The organism is Leifsonia xyli subsp. cynodontis (assembly GCF_050632205.1).
Taxonomy (GTDB): Bacteria; Actinomycetota; Actinomycetes; order Actinomycetales; family Microbacteriaceae; genus Leifsonia; species Leifsonia xyli_D.
On record NZ_CP192578.1, the window covers coordinates 1,639,047 to 1,656,534 of the forward strand.

The following is a 17,488-nucleotide window of genomic DNA, read 5'->3' on the forward strand; positions in this document are numbered from 1 at the left end:
CCCGTCGTCAGTGCGTCACCGGGGTCGGCAACGCTCCCTGCAACGGTACGGTCGGGGCGGTGGTGGGCGCGGTAGCCGCACCCGAACTTGTGGAATTCACAGCCGAGGGGGTCTGACCCGTCGAGGTCGCCGCCGCCCCGTGCGGCTGGGTGACCAGCGGAACCCCCGCGAGCAGCGAGTTCGGCACCAGGTTGCCCGGCGTGCCCGTCACGGTTCCGGCCGCGCCGTTGGCGGGCAGCGGAGCGCCGAGCACGGCGCCGTCGGAGAGCCGGAGGTAGGCGGGGCTGCTGTTGCTCACCATCCCGAGCGCGTTCGCGTTCGCGGCCAGGTTCTGCGGCGACGACACGCGGTTCAGGTCCTCCGAGACCGCCTGGTACGAGCGCTGCAGCTGCGTCTCCTTCGCCTGGAGCGAGTTCAGCTGGTAAGCGCCCTGCGAGATCCCGATGCTCAGGAGCAGCTGCGCCACGACGATCGCGAGGAGCGTGCCGACCGCGACCGCGGCGTAGAGCGCCCGGGGGCGGGCACGGCGCTGGGACCGGGTGGGAACGACCTCGAGGTGCGTGCGCCTCGGCTCCGCGCGCGTCGGCTCCTCCACCGGTGCGGGAAGGGCGCTGCCGCTCCACAGCGCCGCCGGGCGCCTGCGGTTCGACGCCGGAACGGCCTCTGCCAGGTTGGTGCTCACGGGCGCCTCCTCGTCTCTTCGGTGGTGGTGTTCGCGGGACGCACCCGCTCCGCTGCGCGCAGGCGCACCGGGGTGGCTCGCGGGTTCGCGGCCTTCTCGTCGTCGTCCGCCAGCTCCGCGCCGCGGATCAGCAGCTTCAGTTCGGGCCGGTGCTCCGGCAGCTCGACCGGCAGGCCGGCCGGAGCGCTCGAGGTGGACCGCGCCTGCAGCTCGCGCTTGACGATGCGGTCCTCGAGCGACTGGTACGACTCCACGACGATCCGGCCGCCGACACCCAGCGCGTCGATGGCGGCGGGGATGGCCCGCTGCAGCACCGCCAGCTCCTGGTTGACCTCGATGCGGAGCGCCTGGAACACCCGCTTGGCCGGGTGCCCCTGCCGCTGTAGCGCGACCGGCGTCGCCTTGATGATCAGGTCGACGAGCTGGCCGGAGCGCTCCAGCGGCTCGCGCTCACGCGCCTCCACGATCCGCGACGCATAGCGGCCGGCGAGCTTCTCCTCGCCGTAGTCGCGGAAGATGCGCCGCAGGTCGGCCTCCGAGTACTCCGCCAGCACGGTCGCGGCGGTGAGCTCGCTGGTGCCGTCCATCCGCATGTCGAGCGGGGCGTCCTTCGAGTACGAGAACCCGCGCTCGACCCGGTCGAGCTGGAGCGACGAGACGCCGAGGTCGAACAGCACCCCGTCGATGTGGTCGTAGCCCAAGCCCTCCACCGCCTCGCGGATACCGTCGTAGACCGTGTGCACGAGGTGGATGCGGTCGCCGAAGCGCTCGAGCCGCTCCCCCGCGATCGCCAGCGCCTCCGGGTCGCGGTCGAGGCCGATCAGCGTCGCCTCGGGGAAGCGCTCCAGGATGCCGGCGGAGTGGCCGCCCATCCCGAGGGTCGCGTCGACGAACACGGCGCCCGGCGTGGTGAGCGCCGGCGCGAGCAGCTGGATGCAGCGCTCGAGGAGGACGGGGGTGTGGATGCGTTCGTTGTCCGACATGAGAGTCCGGGCCTGGCGCCGGGGCCCTGGTCCCGGATCCCCATCCATTCCGACCTGACACCGGGGAAGTGGTGTCAGGGCGCATGGCTGGGAGTCCGGGGTCAGGGACCGCTCGCGGTCAGAAGAGCCCCGGGATCACCTCCTCCTCCGTGCTTGCGAACGCCGCCTCCTGCTCGGCCAGGTAGGTCTCCCAGGCGGTGGCGTCCCAGATCTCCGCGCGGCTGCCCGCGCCGATCACGACCAGGTCGCGATCCAGTCCCGCGTACGAGCGGAGCGCGGCCGGGATGGTCACGCGGTTCTGCTTGTCCGGGACCTCCGCGCTCGCCCCCGAGAGGAACACGCGCAGGTAGTCGCGGGCCTGCTTGCTCGTCACCGGCGCCTGACGGATCTTCTCGTGCAGCGATTCGAACTCCCGCTGCGAGAAGACGTAGACGCAGTGCTCCTGGCCGCGGGTGAGGACGAGGCCGGACGCGAGCTCATCCCGGAACTTGGCCGGCAGGATGATGCGCCCCTTCTCGTCCAGCTTGGGGGCATGCGTACCGAGGAACATCGGCTGCCACCCCCACTCTCCCGGTCCAGGTTGCGGTGTGCCTCCACTTTACTCCACTCTCATCCACAAAGTAGAGTATTCCGGCCAAATTGCCCCGAAATGGGGACGTCAAAGCCCGAGATAACGCGGAAATACCGGGTGGAGGAAAATGGAGGATCAGGGATGCACCGCGGGCATGAAAAAGGGCCGATCCGGCGGATCGGCCCTTCGTCGAAGAACTGTGGAGCGGAGTGGAGGACTAGCTCTCTCCGCCGTCGTTGCGCTTGTCCCAGCGATCGTTCATGCGGTCCATGAACCCGGGCTGACCGCCTCGCGCCTTGGCGCGCTTCGGCTCCGGGGCGCCCGGCTCGACCGCCACGCGCTTGCCCGGCGCGATCGCCACGAGCACGCCGGCGAACATGACGATGAAGCCGAGGATGCCCACCAGCGGCTGCTGGAAGTAGACACCGACCACCAGGACGCCGACGCCCACGACCGCGAGCAGGATGCCCAGGACGATCGAACGGTAGGCCGGCCGCGCACGCTTGCCGCCGACCTTGGCGACGAAGTCTGCGTCGTTCTGATAGAGGCTGCGCTCCATCTCTTCGAGGAGGCGCTGCTCATGTTCCGAAAGCGGCATCCGGATCCCCCTCTTTCTCGTGGGTTCGAGGCTAGGTGAGCCTGATTCTAACCTCGCGGGTCTGGCTAGGCTAGGCGTGTGTCTGAAAGCATCCGATTCGTCGACCTGATCCAGTTGAGAATCGATGGATTCTTCGATGCGCGCGCATCCATTCTCGTCTCGATAGCCGATGAGCTCTCTCCTGTCGCGGCGTTCTCAAGGGATTTTCTCAGCGGCGGAAAGCGGTTCCGGGCCCTGTTCTGCTTCTGGGGCTGGCAGGCGGTGCGCACCTCCGGAGAGGCCGATGACGACGGGGCGGATGCGAACGCCGTCACCGCGGGCGGCGCCCTCGACGCGGTGGTCTCGGTGGCCGGTGCGCTGGAGCTGTTCCATGCGGCCGCCCTGGTGCACGACGACCTGATCGACAACTCCGACACCCGCCGCGGAGCACCCGCCGCGCACAAGCGGTTCGAACGCCTGCACGACGAGGAGGGATGGAGCGGCTCGGGCGCCGCGTTCGGCACGGGAGCGGCGACCCTGCTCGGCGACCTGCTGCTCATCCTGAGCGACGAGCTCTTCGACGAGGGGCTCACCCAGCTGGTCAGCGCGTCCGCACGCCGCTCCGCGCGCGCCGAGTTCAACCGGATGCGGCTGGATGTGACCGCCGGGCAGTACCTCGACATCTTCGAGGAGATCGGCTGGGCCGGCCGGCCCGACACCGATCAGCTCGCCCGCGCCGAGCGCGTCATCGTCTACAAGTCGGCGAAGTACTCGATCGAGTCGCCGCTCCTCATCGGCGCCAGCCTGGCCGGCGCGAACATCGGACAGCTGGAGGCGCTCCGCGACTTCGGCCTCCCGCTCGGGATCGCATACCAGCTGCGGGACGACCTGCTCGGCGTCTTCGGCGACGCGGAGGTCACCGGCAAGCCGAGCGGCGACGACCTGCGCGAGGGCAAGCGCACGGTGCTCATCGCGCTCACTCGGCAGGCCATCCCCTCCGGCGCCCGTGCCGCGCTCGACGAGCTGCTGGGCGACCCCGAACTCACCCCGGAGCAGATCCGCACGATGCAGCTGACCATCCGCGAGTCGGGCGCGGTGGACGAGGTGGAGCGGATCATCGCGGACAACGTGTCGCGCGCACTGACGGCGCTCGATGCGGCGCCGCTCGGGAGCGCGGCGAAGGCGCAGTTGCGGGAGCTCGCGATCGCGGTCACCCGCCGCAGCGCCTGATCCGGCTGCCGGCTGCCGGCTGCCGGCTGCTGGCCGCCGCGCGGCTGCGTCAGGCCAGCGCTTGGGCCACGCGGCGGACCTCCGCCTTGCGGCCGGCCCGGAGCGCCTCGATGGGCGACGTTCCGAGGCTCTCCTCCTCGGCGAGCAGCCAGTCGACCGCCTCCTCGTCGCTGAAGCCGTCGTCGGCCAGCACGATCAGCGTGCCGTGCAGCTCGCCGAGCGGCTGCCCGTCCTTCAGGAAGACGGCGGGCACCTTCAGCACGCCGTCGACGCGCTTGGCTCCCAGGTGGCGGTCCTCGATGAGACGACGGACCCGGCTCACGCTCAGGCCCAACTGCTCGACGAGGTCGGGGACGGTCAACCACTCCGTGGTCTGGACGTGCTCGGTCACCCCTCCAGCGTGCCATGACTGGAGCCTCTGCGCACGCGGAGACGATTGTTACGATCACGTAAACTCGTTTCACATCCGTCACTTCTGTTGACTCCTTAACGCTTCTGTGCCAGCGTGAGTTCTCGTCGTGTCACTCGAACAGGGGGTTCCCATGGCTCTGGCCGACACCGGAAAGATCCGCGCGATGCTGGGCACCGTCCCCATCGCCGTTGCCAGCTCGCTCGCCATGACCTTCAACCTGGTTGCGCCGGCGCAGGCCGCGCCCGCCGACGACCACTCCGCCGACCGCGCCGGTGACACCGGCGAGCACACCGCCCTCGACCGCTCCACCGTCGTGAGCACCATCGCGCGGGGCAACGACGTCTCGGCGGCGCAGACGACCGTCGCGGCGGCGCCCGCGAGCTACCGCGTCCAGTCGGGCGACACGATCTCGGGCATCGCCGCCCGCTTCGGACTCTCGACCGCCGCGGTGCTGGCCCGGAACGGCCTCAGCTGGAAGAGCCTGATCTTCCCCGGCCAGGTGCTCGCGCTCGGCGGCCCGGTGGCGGCAGCGCCCGCCGCTCCCGCTGCGGCGGCTCCCACCCCGGCACCCGCGCCCGCACCCGTGCCCGCGGCGACCACGTACACCGTCGCCCGCGGCGACACCATCAGCGGGATCGCCGGCCGGTTCGGCGTCACCACGCGCGCCGTCCTCGCCGCCAACGGACTCAGCTCGTCGAGCCTGATCTTCCCCGGGCAGAAGGTGCGCATCCCGGGCATGACGACGGCCGCGCTGGACACGCGCACGGCCCCTGCCGCCGCGGCGCCCGCCGCCGCCGCGCCGGTCGTCGCCCCGGCGCCGCTTCCGACCGCGGTCCCCGGCCGGGTCGTCGCCCTCACGGACGAGATGCGGGCCAACGCCTCCCTGATCGTCCGCATCGGGCGGCAGCAGGGCGTTCCCGACCAGGGCATCGTCGTGGCGCTGGCCGCCGCGGCGCAGGAGTCCGGCCTCCGGAATGTCCGCTATGGCGACCGCGATTCGCTCGGCCTCTTCCAGCAGCGTCCGAGCACCGGCTGGGGCACGCCCGAGCAAGTGCTCGACCCGGCGCGCGCCACCCTCGCCTTCTACGGCGGCCCGGGCAATCCCAACAAGGGACACACCCGCGGTCTGCTGGACATCCACGGCTGGACGTCGATGAGCGTCACGCAGGCCGCCCAGGCCGTGCAGATCTCGGCCTACCCCGACGCGTACGCCAAGTGGGAGGCCTCCGCGCGCGCCTGGCTCGCCCAGCTCGGCTGACGCCAATGTCACATCCGGGTCACAGCCCGCGCTCCACCGGTGTTTTGCGTGGGTCCCTGACAGGGTCGTTGCCTAGACTCGATCCGTGACCACGAGCCAGACCGACCCGATGATCGGCCGTCTCATCGACGGCCGGTATCAGGTGCGCTCGCGGATCGCCCGCGGCGGCATGGCCACCGTGTACCTCGCGACCGATCTGCGCCTGGAGCGCCGTGTCGCCATCAAGATCATGCACGGCCACCTGGCCGACGACTCCACGTTCAAGAGCCGCTTCGTGCAGGAGGCTCGCTCGGCCGCGCGGCTCGCGCATCCCAACGTCGTCAACGTCTTCGACCAGGGTCAGGACAGCGACATGGCCTACCTGGTCATGGAGTACCTCCCCGGCATCACCCTGCGCGACCTGCTCAAGGACTACGGCAAGCTCACGCCCGAGCAGACGATCGACATCATGGAGGCGGTGCTCTCCGGACTCGCCGCCGCGCACAAGGCGGGCATCGTCCACCGCGACCTCAAGCCCGAGAACGTGCTGCTCGCCGACGACGGCCGCATCAAGATCGGCGACTTCGGGCTGGCGCGGGCGGCCTCCGCCAACACGGCCACCGGGCAGGCCCTCCTCGGGACGATCGCGTACCTCTCCCCCGAGCTCGTCACGCGCGGCGTCGCCGACGCCCGCAGCGACATCTACGCGCTCGGCATCATGATGTACGAGATGCTGACCGGCCAGCAGCCCTTCCAGGGCGAGCAGCCGATGCAGATCGCGTACCAGCACGCCAACGACGCGGTCCCCGCGCCGAGCTCGAAGAATCCGGCCGTCCCGCCGGAGCTCGACGAGCTCGTGCTCTGGGCGACCGAGAAGGATCCGGACCGCCGCCCGCGCGACGCCCGCGAGATGCTCGACCGCCTCCTCGAGGCCGAGAAGTCGCTGCGCGGCGAGGCGGCGCTGCAGCCGACCATGGTGCTGCCTCCGGCGTTCGACGTCGATGCGGGCGACACCCAGATCATCAACCCCGCCATCCGGCAGCAGGTCGCGTCCAGCACCCCGGCCGCGACCGCGACGCTGACCGCGGCCGCCGAGAAGCGCAAGGCGAAGGGCTGGTGGCTGCTGGCCCTGGTGATCCTGCTCGCCGGCGTCGCCGCCGGCACGGGCTGGTACTTCGGCTCGGGTCCCGGATCGCTGGTCGCCGTCCCGAACCTGGTGAACAAGGCCCCGGATGCCGCCACGGCGCAGCTGCAGAAGCTCGGCTTCAAGGCGGCGCAGGCTCCGGAGTACAGCACGACCGTTGCGAAGGGGATGGTGTCGAGCACCGACCCCGGCGCGGGCGCTCCCGCCGGTCGCGGCAGCACCGTGACGCTCCGCATCTCGCAGGGGCCGAAGCCGATCACCATCCCGGCCCTCGCCGGCCAGAGCATCGACGCCGCCAAGGGCGCCATCACGAGCGCCGGCGCGAAGGTCGGCGACGTCGGTCAGCAGTTCGACGCGAAGGTGCCGGCCAACACGGTCCTCTCCGCCACGCGGGCGGACAACGGCGCCGACATCTCCGGCGGCGGCCCGTACTTCGAGGCCGGGGCGGTGAACCTCGTGGTCTCCGCCGGCCCGATCCCCGACGTCGCCGGGAAGTCGGTGGCGGACGCCTCCGCCGCGCTCAGCAAGGTCGGACTGCTCACCTCGGCCGGTCCGCAGAGCTACAGCGACACGGTCGCCGAGGGCGACGTCATCTCGGCCCAGCCGCAGCACGACCCGGTGCGCCCGGGCGACACGCTGCTGCTCGAGACCTCGAAGGGCCCGGAGCCGGTGACGGTTCCGGATGTGGTGGGCAAGACATGGGATGTGGCTAAGAAGACCCTGCTGGATGCGGGGTTCAAACTGTCGTACAGCCCTCTGGCCGACCTGCCAGGCGTCTCGAACTCGGTGGTGGTATCGAAGATTTCGCCGGGTGCCGGCACGCAGCAGCGCAAAGGCTCCACGATTTCAGTCAACTTCGCCGGCTTCTGATTCTCAAGCCTGAGACTGCTGATCCACGGCGTGAATCAGCAGCCCAAAGCTTGTGCTCAAAGAGCCCAGGTACTCCACACGACGTTCCGGTTTCTCAACTCGTTCAGGTTGAAGCACTGACCCGCACTGCGAAACGCGGTGTAGGTCTCCGACGACGGGAAGATGTTGACCGTGGCATTCGACACCCACAGCGAAGCGGCGTTGTTGCGAATCGGTTGCCCATAGCCAGCGCTGCCCCATTGCCGGCTGTTGAAGGTGTCATTGATCCAGTGCTCGCCAGCATTGACTCCGGTGTAGACACGAGACGCCGAGGTGCCTGCATTGCAGTTAGGCGAGTAGAAGATCTCGAAAGCCGGCACCGTCCCGGCCGCCTGCGCTGGCGCAGCGCCAACTAGGCCAGTCGCGCTCACGGTAGCCAACACCAGCCCAGCGATGGCAACGCGTGAACGGTTCAACAATCTGGATCTGCTTTTCATCTTGTTCCTTTCGTTGGAACAACTCAGCATAGCTTTTCTAGAATTGAGACCAAAAATATACATGCATATGTGGAGAAAAAGCGAGAACCTCGCAAGCAAGCTCAGCCGACGCATAGCGCTGCTATCCCATCGGAGGGGTGCGGAGGAGATCCGCGTCCGACACGCGGGCGGAAGCGGGAAACGGAGGAGTCCGCGGGCGGGGCGCCCGCGGACTCCTCCGCTTCCGGCGCGAGGCGCCACGCGTTGCGTCAGGCGCCGGCGGAGAGCTCCTCAGCCACGAGGAACGCCAGCTCCAGCGACTGCATGTGGTTGAGGCGCGGGTCGCAGAGCGACTCGTAGCGCGTCGCCAGCGTGGCCTCGTCGATGTGCTCGGAGCCGCCGAGGCACTCGGTCACGTCGTCGCCGGTCAGCTCCACGTGGATGCCGCCCGGGTTCGTGCCGACGGCGCGGTGCGCCTCGAAGAAGCCCTTGACCTCGTCCACGACGTCGTCGAAGCGACGCGTCTTGTAGCCGGTCGGGGTGGTGAGCCCGTTGCCGTGCATCGGGTCGGTCACCCAGAGCGGCAGCGCATCCGTCCGCTTGATGGCCTCGAGCAGCGGAGGGAGCGCATCCCGGATCTTGCCGGCGCCCATGCGCGTGATGAACGTCAGGCGGCCCGGCTCGCGCTCGGGGTCGAGCTTGTCGATCAGGCGCAGCATGTCGTCGCGCGACGTCGTCGGGCCGAGCTTGACGCCGATCGGGTTGCGCACGCGCGACAGAAAGTCGACGTGCGCTCCGTCGATCTCGCGCGTCCGCTCGCCGATCCAGACGAAGTGCGCCGAGGTGTTGTACGGCGTGCCCGTGCGGGAGTCGATGCGCGTCATCGGCCGCTCGTAGTCCATCAGCAGCGCCTCGTGGCTGGAGTAGAACTCCACCCGCTTCAGCTCGTCGAAGTCGGCGCCCGCCGCCTCCATGAACTTGATGGCGCGGTCGATCTCGCGGGCCAGGCCCTCGTAGCGCTGGTTGGCGGGGTTGGCCGCGAAGCCCTTGTTCCAGCTGTGCACCTGGCGCAGGTCGGCGAAACCACCCTGGGTGAAGGCCCGGATGAGGTTCAGCGTGGATGCGGCGGTGTGGTACCCCTGCACCAGGCGGCGCGGGTCGGCCTGCCGCGACTCGGGGGTGAAGTCGTACCCGTTGACGATGTCGCCGCGGTACGCGGGAAGCGTGACGCCGTTGCGCGTCTCGGTGTCGCTGGAGCGCGGCTTGGCGAACTGCCCGGCCATGCGCCCCATCTTGATGACGGGGACGGACGCGCCGTAGGTCAGCACGACGGCCATCTGCAGCACGGTCTTCACCCGGTTCCGGATGGCGTCGGCCGTGGCGCCCGCGAACGTCTCGGCGCAGTCGCCGCCCTGCAGCAGGAACGCCTCGCCGGAGGCTGCGCGCGCCAGCCGCGTGCGCAGCTGGTCGACCTCGCCGGCGAACACCAGCGGCGGGAGCGTGGCGATCTCGGCGGACGCGGCAGCCGCGGCCTCCGCATCCGGCCACTGCGGCTGCTGCCTGATCGGAAGGGTGCGCCAATACTCCAGGCCCTCGATCACGGACTCGTCTGGTCGCACGACGGGCTCTGTGGTCTGTAGCACTGGTCTTCCGCTCACTCGGGGGTTGTCGGGGATATCCGAGCCTATCGCGAAAGCCAGGGGGCCGTCCTACTGTGACAGCGTCGCCCGCTTCTCCTTGACCGTGGTCGCGTAGACGTCCACGTACTCCTGCGCGCCCAGGCGCTGCAGCTCGTACATGATCTCGTCGGTGACCGAGCGCAGGATGAAGCGGTCGCCCTCCATGCCGTCGAACCGGGAGAAGTCGAGCGGCTCCCCGACGATGATCCCGATGCGCCCGACCTTGGGCAGCCGCTTGCCGATCGGCATGATCCGGGCGGTGTCGACCATCGCTACCGGGACGACCGGCACGCCGGCCTCCAGGATCATCCGGGCCACGCCCGTCCGACCGCGGTACAGCTTGCCGTCGGGGCTGCGCGTGCCCTCCGGGTAGATGCCGAGGATCTCGCCACGCGCGAGCACGGCGAGCCCGGTGTTGAGCGACGCCTCGGACGCCTTGCCGCCCGAGCGGTCGATCGGCAGCTGGCCGGTGGCGTTCATGAACGCCTTGGTCGCCCATCCCTTCAGTCCCCGCCGGGTGAAGTAGTCGCTCTTCGCCAGGAAGGAGACATGCCGGTCGACCTCGAGCGGCAGGAAGATGGAGTCGATGAACGACAGGTGGTTGCTCGCCAGGATGACGGCGCCCTCCGACGGGATGTTCTCGAGCCCCACGACCCACGGCCGGAAGATGCCGCGGAGCAGCGGCCCCACGATCACGTACTTCATCAGCCAGTAGAACATCGAACCGAAGCCTATCCCCGCCGGTCGTCTAGATCGAGGATGCGTGGAGGCGCGCCAGATCGGCCGCCCCGACCACCCCGGCGTCGTTGACCAGCTCGGCGATGACGAACTCGGGCTCGGGGTGGAATCCGCGCGCCGGGAGGTTCTCGAGGTACGCCTGGCGGAGCGGCTCGAGGAGCAGCTCGCCCGCCTGCGCGACGCCGCCGCCGAAGACGAACAGCTGCGGGTCGAGGATGGCGCCCAGGCTCGCGCACGCCTGCCCCAGCCAGTCGCCGAGCTGGCGGAGGGCCGCGAGCGCCCCGGGATCGCCGGCGGTGATGAGCGCGCTGATGTCGTGGCCGGTGAGGGCGCCGGTGCGCGAGCGCACATCCGCGAGCCCCTGACCGATGCCGCCGGCGTCGGCGAGCTCGTTCGCCATCCGCTGCAGCGCGCGTCCGGAGCCGTACTGCTCGATGCAGCCGTGCGCGCCGCAGCCGCAGGGCAGGCCGCCTGGCACCACGCGCATGTGGCCGATCTCGGCGCCGGCGCCGAAGCCGCCGCGGAACAGCCGGTCGTTGCTGACGATGGCGCCGCCGACGCCGGTCCCGATGGTGAGGATCACCATGTCGGAGACCAGCCGGCCGGCGCCGTAGCGGAACTCCGCCCAGCCCGCCGCGTTGGCGTCGTTCTCGATGAGGACGGGGACGTCGATCCGCTTCTCGAGCTTCTCGCGGAACGGCTCGTGCCGCCAGTTGATGTTGGGCGCGTAGTAGACGGTGGACTGCGCCGCGTCGATGAAACCGGCGGCAGCGACGCCGGCGCCGGCGATCTCCTCCGGACCGTCCGACAGGCGCTCGATCATCTCGACGACCGCGTTCTCGATCTGCTCCGGCCGGGTGGCGTCGGTCGGAACCCGGTCCTCCCGCACGATCACGCCGAGCTCGTCGACGACGGCCCCCGCGATCTTCGTCCCACCGATGTCGATGCCGATCGCGTGCACGTGTGGCCTTCCTGGGGTGCGGGCGGGGAGCTGCGGTCTCAGGCGGGCGCGGGTGACCCCCGGCAGGACCATCTAGAGTGTAATCAACCCATCCGGCCGAAGCCATTCGGCCGGACGTCCGCCCACCGGTATCGAGGGAGCTACCGTGAACCAGATCGAAACGCCCGTCGTCGTCCCGCTCGACCCGGAGGCCAACGCCACGGATCTGCTGGTGCAGCGCGTGGCGCAGACACCTGATCAGGCGCTCTTCAGCCTGCCCGACGGCGGTGGCTGGAAGGACGTCACGGCGGCCGAGTTCCACCGCCAGGTGATCGCGCTGGCCAAGGGTCTGGTGGCCGCGGGCATCCAGCCGGGCGACAAGATCGGCCTGATGTCGAAGACGCGCTACGAGTGGACGCTGATCGACTTCGCCACCTGGTTCGCCGGGGCCGTGCTCGTACCGATCTACGAGACCTCCTCCCCCACGCAGATCCAGTGGAACATGTCCGACTCGGGCGCCGTCGCCGTGTTCCTCGAGACCGCGGAGATGTATGCGCGGTTCGACGAGGTCCACCCCGAGCTCCCGCTCATCGAGACCGTGTGGCAGCTGCACCTCGGCGATCTCGACAAGCTCGTGGCGGCGGGCGTCGACGTGCCCGACGACGAGATCGAGCGACGGCGCAACCTCGCGCGGGGCTCCGACATCGGCACGCTCATCTACACCTCCGGCTCGACCGGACGGCCGAAGGGATGCGTGCTCACCCACTCCAACTTCGTCGAGCTGTCGCGCAACTCCGCCGAGGCGCTGAAGGACGTCGTGCAGCAGCCGGGTGGCGCATCCACTCTGCTCTTCATCACGACCGCGCACGTCTTCGCGCGCTTCATCGCGGTGCTGTGCGTGACCGGCGGCGTCAAGGTCGGGCACCAGGCGGACACCAAGCAGCTCCTTCCGGCGCTGGCGAGCTTCAAGCCGACGTTCCTCCTGGCGGTTCCGCGCGTGTTCGAGAAGGTCTACAACTCGGCCGAGCAGAAGGCGGAGACCAGCGGGCGGGGAAAGATCTTCCGCGCCGCCGCCGCCGTGGCGGTCGAGCACTCGAAGGCGGTGGAGGCGGGCTCGGTGCCGTTCGGCCTCAAGCTCAAGTTCGCGCTGTACGACCGGCTGGTGTTCTCGAAGCTGCGCGCCGCGATGGGCGGCCGCGTGAAGTTCGCGGTGTCGGGATCGGCGCCGCTCGGCTCTCACCTCGGCCACTTCTACCACAGCCTCGGCATCAAGATCCTGGAGGGATACGGCCTCACCGAGACCACTGCCCCGGCGACGGTGAACCGTCCCGACACGTTCAAGATCGGCACCGTCGGACCGGCGCTGCCGGGCGTGGACCTGCGGCTCGCGGACGACGGCGAGATCCAGGTGCGCGGCATCAACGTCTTCAAGGAGTACTGGAAGAACCCCGAGGCGACGGCCGCGGCCTTCGACGACGGCTGGTTCCGCACCGGCGACCTGGGGGCGTTCGATTCGGACGGCTTCCTCAGCATCGTCGGGCGCAAGAAGGAGATCATCGTCACCGCCGGCGGCAAGAACGTCTCCCCGCGGCGCTGGAGGACCCGATCCGCGCCAATCCGCTCGTCGGGCAGGTGGTCGTGGTCGGCGACCAGAAGCCGTTCATCTCCGCCCTCGTCACCCTCGACACCGAGATGCTGCCGACGTGGCTGGCGAACAACGGCGAGGACAAGGACATGACGCTCGCCGAGGCGTCCGTGAACCCGGCCGTCCACGCCGAGATCCAGCGCGCCATCGACCAGGCGAACGCCGGCGTCTCGCGCGCCGAGAGCGTGCGCAAGTTCGTGGTGCTGGCGACCGAGCTGAGCGAGGCGAGCGGGCACCTGACCCCGAAGCTGAGCATCAAGCGCAACGTCATCCTCGCCGACTTCGCCGACGTGATCGACGGCATCTACAGCGACAACCCGAGCACGCAGGGCTTCTCGCTCGCGCACTGACCTGCTCCCCTCACGATTCGTCACGAATGGTCGTTCTGCCGCTGTCAGAACGACCATTCGTGACGAATCGTCCCAGGCGCGCGAGGAAGGCGGCGCGGTTGTGGAAGAGGTCTGCGGCGGTGACACGCATGACGCGCCAGCCCTCGAGCTCCAGCAGTTCTTTCCGTTCGATGTCCGAGTGCCACTGTCCGCGGTCCACGCGGTGACCGTCGCCTTCGTATTCGAATGCGAGGCGCGGAACGCGGATGCTGAGGTCGGGATGCAGCGTCAGCCGCCCACCGGCGACGGTGACAGGACGATTCACCTCGACGTCGGTGAGATTGCGCTCCTCTAGCAGCCGCAGAAGCGTCTCGGGGCGCGAGTCCGCACCGAACCGGATGCGCGGCAACGCCCACGATCGAGCGCGGGCGCCCTTCGCTCGCGGCGCCCGCGCAGCGGCCTCGACGAGCTGCCCCAGCTCCACCTGAGGTGGTCGTGAGCGGGCTCCGATCAGGTGGTCACCGGCCGCCACCAGATCAGGAGGCGCAAGGACGCCGGATAGTTGGCACCACACCTGCTCCGGGGCGCAGACCGGCAGTCCGGCCACCCAGCCGCCGGATGCCACACCCAGGCTGTGCCCTGCGACGCCTCTGCCCCGTGGCGGCGTTCGCGGGAAGGCGACCGTCACGTGCACCTCGCGGTGCGAGACGTCGGCAGGCAGCGGGATGCCCGTCAGCGCCGCCGCCGTCTGGTGACTGAAGAATGCGCCGTCAGGCAGCAGCGGCAGGTAAAGGCGGCAGAGGTCTTCGACGCTGCGCGGCACGTCTGTGACGTGGATCCCGTGAAACGGGTGGTGGAGGTCGGCCGTGCGAAGACGTCCTCGCGCCAGCCCCAGGTCGTGAGCCTGCTTGGTGGTGAAGGGCACGTGGACCAGGGCATCCGGCAAGGGCAGGGGTGTCCGCATCCCTCAATGGCACTGCATGACGCCGCCGACGAGGTCTGCCCCCGGCACTTCTGTGGAAATGTCGCCCCTCCACACCCCGGGGAAGATTCGTCACGAATGGTCGTTATCCGGCGGCGCAGAGCGACCATTCGTGACGAATCCCCGAGGACCGGAGGCGGGGGTCAGACCTCGTCGCGCCAGGAGTGGGTGGGCGCGTAGCCGAGGATGCGGCGCGCCTTGTCGATGGAGAGCAGGGTGTCGTTCACCCCGAGGTCGCGCTTCAGCGGCACGCCGGGGAAGACCTCCGCGACGAGCTCGTCGTTGGGGCGGCTCATCACGGTGTCGGCCGCCGCGATGATGAAGCGGTCGAATCCGGTCGTGTCCCATTCGAGGGCGCGGCGGATGGCCTGCGCGGCGTCACGCGCGTCGATGTAGCCCCACAGGTTCCACTTGCGGGCGCGCGCGTCCGCGTCGAACGACGGGAACCGGGCGTAGTCCGACGAATCCATCACGTTCGAGAAGCGCAGCGCGACGATCTTCAGCGCCGGATCCCAGCGCACCAGCTCGATCGCCATCTGCTCCTCGAGGTGCTTCACCAGGGAGTAGGTGCTCTCGGGGCGCGCCGGGTAGTCCTCGTCGACGGGGATGTACGGCGGCGGCACGTCGAACGGGAGGCCGAGGACGGTCTCGCTGGAGGCGTACACGACGTTGCGGATGCCCGCCCGCCGCGCGGCCTGGAACACGTTGTAGGTGACGCGGATATTGTTGTGGAACGTTGCGACATCGCTCAGGATGCCCGGCGCGGGGATGGCCGCGAGGTGCACGATCGCGTCGAAGCCGTCGTGCTCGTCGTTCACCCCGAAGATGGCGTCGAGCGTCTGGCCGAAGTCGGTCAGGTCCACCTGGACGAATCCGGGCCCCCGCTCCCCCGTCGCATCGAGCGAGATGACCTCGTCACCCGCCTCGCGCAGTTCGCGCACGACCGTGCGCCCGAGCTTGCCGGATCCTCCGGTGACCGCAATTCGCATACGGCCATCCTAGGCCGCGGCACGCCCCCGGCCGCGGCACGCCGCCAGCCTCGGCACGCCGCAGGCCGCGGCACGCCCCCGGCCGCGGCCCGCCGCCAGGCCTCAGCACGCCGCCAGGCCTCAGAACCAGTCCGACTCGCGCACCTGCCGCATCGCCTCGCGCCGCGTCTCCTTGTCGAGCCGGTCGAGGTACAGCGTGCCGTCGAGGTGGTCCGTCTCGTGCTGGAGCGCCTGCGCGAGCACGCCCGTCCCCGACACCTCGATCGGGTTGCCGTCGAGGTCGATGCCGGTGACCCGCGCGAACGGATAGCGCAGGGTCTTGAACCAGAGGCCCGGAACGGACAGGCAGCCCTCGTCCACCAGCTCCGGCTCGCCCGACACCTCGACGAGCACCGGGTTGATGACGTACCCGACCTCGCCGTCGACGTTGTAGCTGAAGGCCCGCTCGTTGACGCCGATCTGCGGCGCGGCCACACCGGCGCGGCCGGGCGGCAGGACGCTGTCCACCAGGTCCTCGACGAGCCCGCGCACGCCCTCGTCGATCTCGCCGATCGGCTCCGACGGGGTCTTCAGGACGGGGTCGCCGAACAGGCGGATCTGGCGCTCGGTCACAGGTACTCCTCGAAACGGCGGGGTGGATGCGGTCAGTCGCGCTCGGCCGGCAGGCCCTCGACGACGAGGGCGGCCAGCGTGCGGGCGGACAGGCGCGTGAGCGGCTTGAGGTCCTTCCACGACACCACGGAGCCGGCGGCGAGCTGCGGGTCGTACGGGATGCGGACGATCTCGCGGACGCGCGAGCGGAAGTGCGCCTCGATCTCGTCCAGCTTGACGAGGTTGGTGGCGTGGGTGGCGGTGTTGAGCGCGACGACGGCGTTCCGCACGAGGTCGCCGTAGCCGTTGGCCTCGAGCCAGGTGAGGGTCTCGGAGGCGAGCCGCGCCTCATCCACGCTGCCGCCGGAGACGATGACGAGCGAGTCGGCACGCTGCAAGGTGGCGCGCATGACCGAGTGGACGATGCCGGTGCCGCAGTCGGTGAGCACGATCGAGTAGAACCGCGCGGACAGGTCGGCGACCACGTTGTAGTCGTTCTCGTCGAACGCCTCCGAGAGCAGCGGGTCGGTGTCCGAAGCGAGGATGTCGAGCCGCGTCTCGTCGCGCGAGACGAGCGTCGAGAAGTCGGTGAAGCCGCCGATGCTCGCCGCCTTGTGCACCACATCCCGCACGGTCGACCGCGTCTGGCGCGGCACCCGCTCGGAGAGCGTCCCGCGGTCCGGGTTGGCGTCGATCGCGATGATTCGGTCCTCGCGGGCCGACGCCAGCGCCATCCCGAGCAGCGTGGTGATCGTGGTCTTGCCGACGCCGCCCTTGCGGGTGAGCACGGGAACGAACCGCGCGCCGCCCTCCAGGTGCTTCTGGATGCGGTGGTCCAGCTCCTTGCGCGCGCGGACCTTGGCGGAGTCGCCCAGGTTCACGGTGCGGAAGGTGACGTTGTAGACGAACCGCTGCCACGGACCCTCGGGGCCGGGGCGCGTCTTGCGGTTGACCTCCAGCAGGCGGTCCGCGGTCAGCATGGCCGCAGGCTCCGGCTGGGTGGGGTGCTCCCCGCGCAGGCGGTCGCGGCGCGAGGCGGCGAACGGCTCCTGCGCCGGCAGCGGGGTCACGTCGTCGTTCGCGGCCGCAGCGGCATCCTCGACGGGGGTGGCGGCGAGCCGGGAGGCGACGATGGCGACCGACATGGTGGTCGGCTCGCTCGGAGAGGCGACGAAACCGGGGTCGACCGGGACGTCGTCGATCGCGACGGCCGCCTCGTCCTCCGGTATCTCGCGCGGAGGCGCGGGCGGCAGGTCGACCGCGATGCTGAGCGTGGAATCGACCTCCAGCGACGGCAGCGGCTCGAAGTCGGACGCCGACGTCAACTCGTCGTCGGCCGGCACGAGGTCGCGCGGCTTGGGCGCCTCCGGGGTGTCGGCGTCATGACCGTCTGTCACGGCGTGCGTTCTCCTTCTTCCGCGGGAGGGTCCCGCG

16 protein-coding genes and 1 pseudogene are annotated in these 17,488 nt (G+C 69.9%); 4 read left to right on the forward strand and 13 right to left on the reverse strand.

The window, feature by feature from the left end; genetic code table 11:
• Positions 1-7: 7 nt before the first annotated feature.
• From ACQ86M_RS08100 to ACQ86M_RS08115, 4 genes are all read right to left on the reverse strand, one after another.
• On the reverse strand, positions 8-682 hold the full coding sequence (locus ACQ86M_RS08100) for a hypothetical protein (RefSeq protein ID WP_431247673.1): 675 nt from the start codon (positions 680-682) through the stop codon (positions 8-10).
• Entirely contained in the window at positions 679-1,665 is a 987-nt protein-coding gene (rsmH, locus tag ACQ86M_RS08105) for a 16S rRNA (cytosine(1402)-N(4))-methyltransferase RsmH (protein WP_431247674.1), read from the reverse strand. Before rsmH ends, ACQ86M_RS08100 begins: the two co-directional genes overlap by 4 nt.
• Before the next feature lie 118 nt (positions 1,666-1,783).
• The gene (mraZ, locus tag ACQ86M_RS08110) at positions 1,784-2,215 is read right to left on the reverse strand and encodes a division/cell wall cluster transcriptional repressor MraZ (protein ID WP_310129869.1); all 432 of its coding nucleotides are present in this window, start codon (positions 2,213-2,215) and stop codon (positions 1,784-1,786) included.
• A gap of 238 nt (positions 2,216-2,453) precedes the next feature.
• Positions 2,454-2,834 carry a DUF3040 domain-containing protein gene (locus ACQ86M_RS08115; RefSeq protein ID WP_431218233.1) on the reverse strand — a complete coding sequence of 127 codons (381 nt, stop codon included), beginning with the start codon at positions 2,832-2,834 and terminating at the stop codon, positions 2,454-2,456.
• A 78-nt stretch (positions 2,835-2,912) separates the two neighbouring features.
• Between ACQ86M_RS08115 and ACQ86M_RS08120 the strand changes: the two genes are divergently transcribed.
• Positions 2,913-4,043: a polyprenyl synthetase family protein gene (locus ACQ86M_RS08120; protein ID WP_431247675.1), complete on the forward strand. Its 1,131-nt coding sequence runs from the start codon at positions 2,913-2,915 to the stop codon at positions 4,041-4,043.
• Between the two features lie 49 nt (positions 4,044-4,092).
• Here ACQ86M_RS08120 and ACQ86M_RS08125 read toward each other — a convergent pair whose 3' ends face one another.
• Positions 4,093-4,434 carry an Rv2175c family DNA-binding protein gene (locus ACQ86M_RS08125; RefSeq protein WP_431218235.1) on the reverse strand — a complete coding sequence of 114 codons (342 nt, stop codon included), beginning with the start codon at positions 4,432-4,434 and terminating at the stop codon, positions 4,093-4,095.
• A gap of 151 nt (positions 4,435-4,585) precedes the next feature.
• Here ACQ86M_RS08125 and ACQ86M_RS08130 point away from each other — a divergent pair, with 151 nt between their 5' ends.
• Together ACQ86M_RS08130 and pknB are read left to right on the forward strand one after the other, a co-directional pair.
• Positions 4,586-5,713 (forward strand): LysM peptidoglycan-binding domain-containing protein, encoded by a 1,128-nt coding sequence (locus tag ACQ86M_RS08130; RefSeq protein WP_431247676.1) that lies wholly within the window; start codon positions 4,586-4,588, stop codon positions 5,711-5,713.
• An 85-nt stretch (positions 5,714-5,798) separates the two neighbouring features.
• The gene (gene pknB / locus ACQ86M_RS08135; protein WP_431247677.1) at positions 5,799-7,706 is read left to right on the forward strand and encodes a Stk1 family PASTA domain-containing Ser/Thr kinase; all 1,908 of its coding nucleotides are present in this window, start codon (positions 5,799-5,801) and stop codon (positions 7,704-7,706) included.
• Between the two features lie 56 nt (positions 7,707-7,762).
• Here the strand turns inward: pknB and ACQ86M_RS08140 are convergent, their stop codons facing one another.
• The 4 genes from ACQ86M_RS08140 to ACQ86M_RS08155 all read right to left on the reverse strand — a co-directional run bounded on the left by ACQ86M_RS08140 (position 7,763) and on the right by ACQ86M_RS08155 (position 11,539).
• Positions 7,763-8,182 carry a hypothetical protein gene (locus tag ACQ86M_RS08140; protein ID WP_431218238.1) on the reverse strand — a complete coding sequence of 140 codons (420 nt, stop codon included), beginning with the start codon at positions 8,180-8,182 and terminating at the stop codon, positions 7,763-7,765.
• 248 nt (positions 8,183-8,430) lie between these two features.
• Positions 8,431-9,762, reverse strand: a complete 1,332-nt coding sequence (locus ACQ86M_RS08145) for a class II 3-deoxy-7-phosphoheptulonate synthase (RefSeq protein ID WP_431247865.1) — start codon at positions 9,760-9,762, stop codon at positions 8,431-8,433.
• 108 nt (positions 9,763-9,870) lie between these two features.
• A complete protein-coding gene (locus ACQ86M_RS08150) occupies positions 9,871-10,560 on the reverse strand; it encodes a lysophospholipid acyltransferase family protein (protein WP_431218239.1) in 690 nt (229 codons plus the stop codon).
• 28 nt (positions 10,561-10,588) lie between these two features.
• Positions 10,589-11,539: an ROK family glucokinase gene (locus ACQ86M_RS08155; protein ID WP_431247678.1), complete on the reverse strand. Its 951-nt coding sequence runs from the start codon at positions 11,537-11,539 to the stop codon at positions 10,589-10,591.
• 145 nt (positions 11,540-11,684) lie between these two features.
• On the opposite strand from ACQ86M_RS08155, the pseudogene ACQ86M_RS08160 reads away from it, so the two are divergent.
• A pseudogene (locus ACQ86M_RS08160) lies at positions 11,685-13,513 on the forward strand (AMP-dependent synthetase/ligase).
• Between the two features lie 10 nt (positions 13,514-13,523).
• On the opposite strand, the gene ACQ86M_RS08165 reads toward ACQ86M_RS08160, so the two are convergent.
• The 4 genes from ACQ86M_RS08165 to ACQ86M_RS08180 form a co-directional block, all read right to left on the reverse strand.
• The gene (locus ACQ86M_RS08165; protein ID WP_431247679.1) at positions 13,524-14,417 is read right to left on the reverse strand and encodes a hypothetical protein; all 894 of its coding nucleotides are present in this window, start codon (positions 14,415-14,417) and stop codon (positions 13,524-13,526) included.
• Between the two features lie 200 nt (positions 14,418-14,617).
• A complete protein-coding gene (locus ACQ86M_RS08170) occupies positions 14,618-15,463 on the reverse strand; it encodes an NAD-dependent epimerase/dehydratase family protein (protein ID WP_431247680.1) in 846 nt (281 codons plus the stop codon).
• Positions 15,464-15,583: 120 nt separating this feature from the next.
• Positions 15,584-16,075 carry a peptide deformylase gene (def, locus tag ACQ86M_RS08175; protein ID WP_431247681.1) on the reverse strand — a complete coding sequence of 164 codons (492 nt, stop codon included), beginning with the start codon at positions 16,073-16,075 and terminating at the stop codon, positions 15,584-15,586.
• A 32-nt stretch (positions 16,076-16,107) separates the two neighbouring features.
• Positions 16,108-17,451 (reverse strand): MinD/ParA family ATP-binding protein, encoded by a 1,344-nt coding sequence (locus tag ACQ86M_RS08180; RefSeq protein WP_431218244.1) that lies wholly within the window; start codon positions 17,449-17,451, stop codon positions 16,108-16,110.
• Positions 17,452-17,488: the final 37 nt, after the last annotated feature.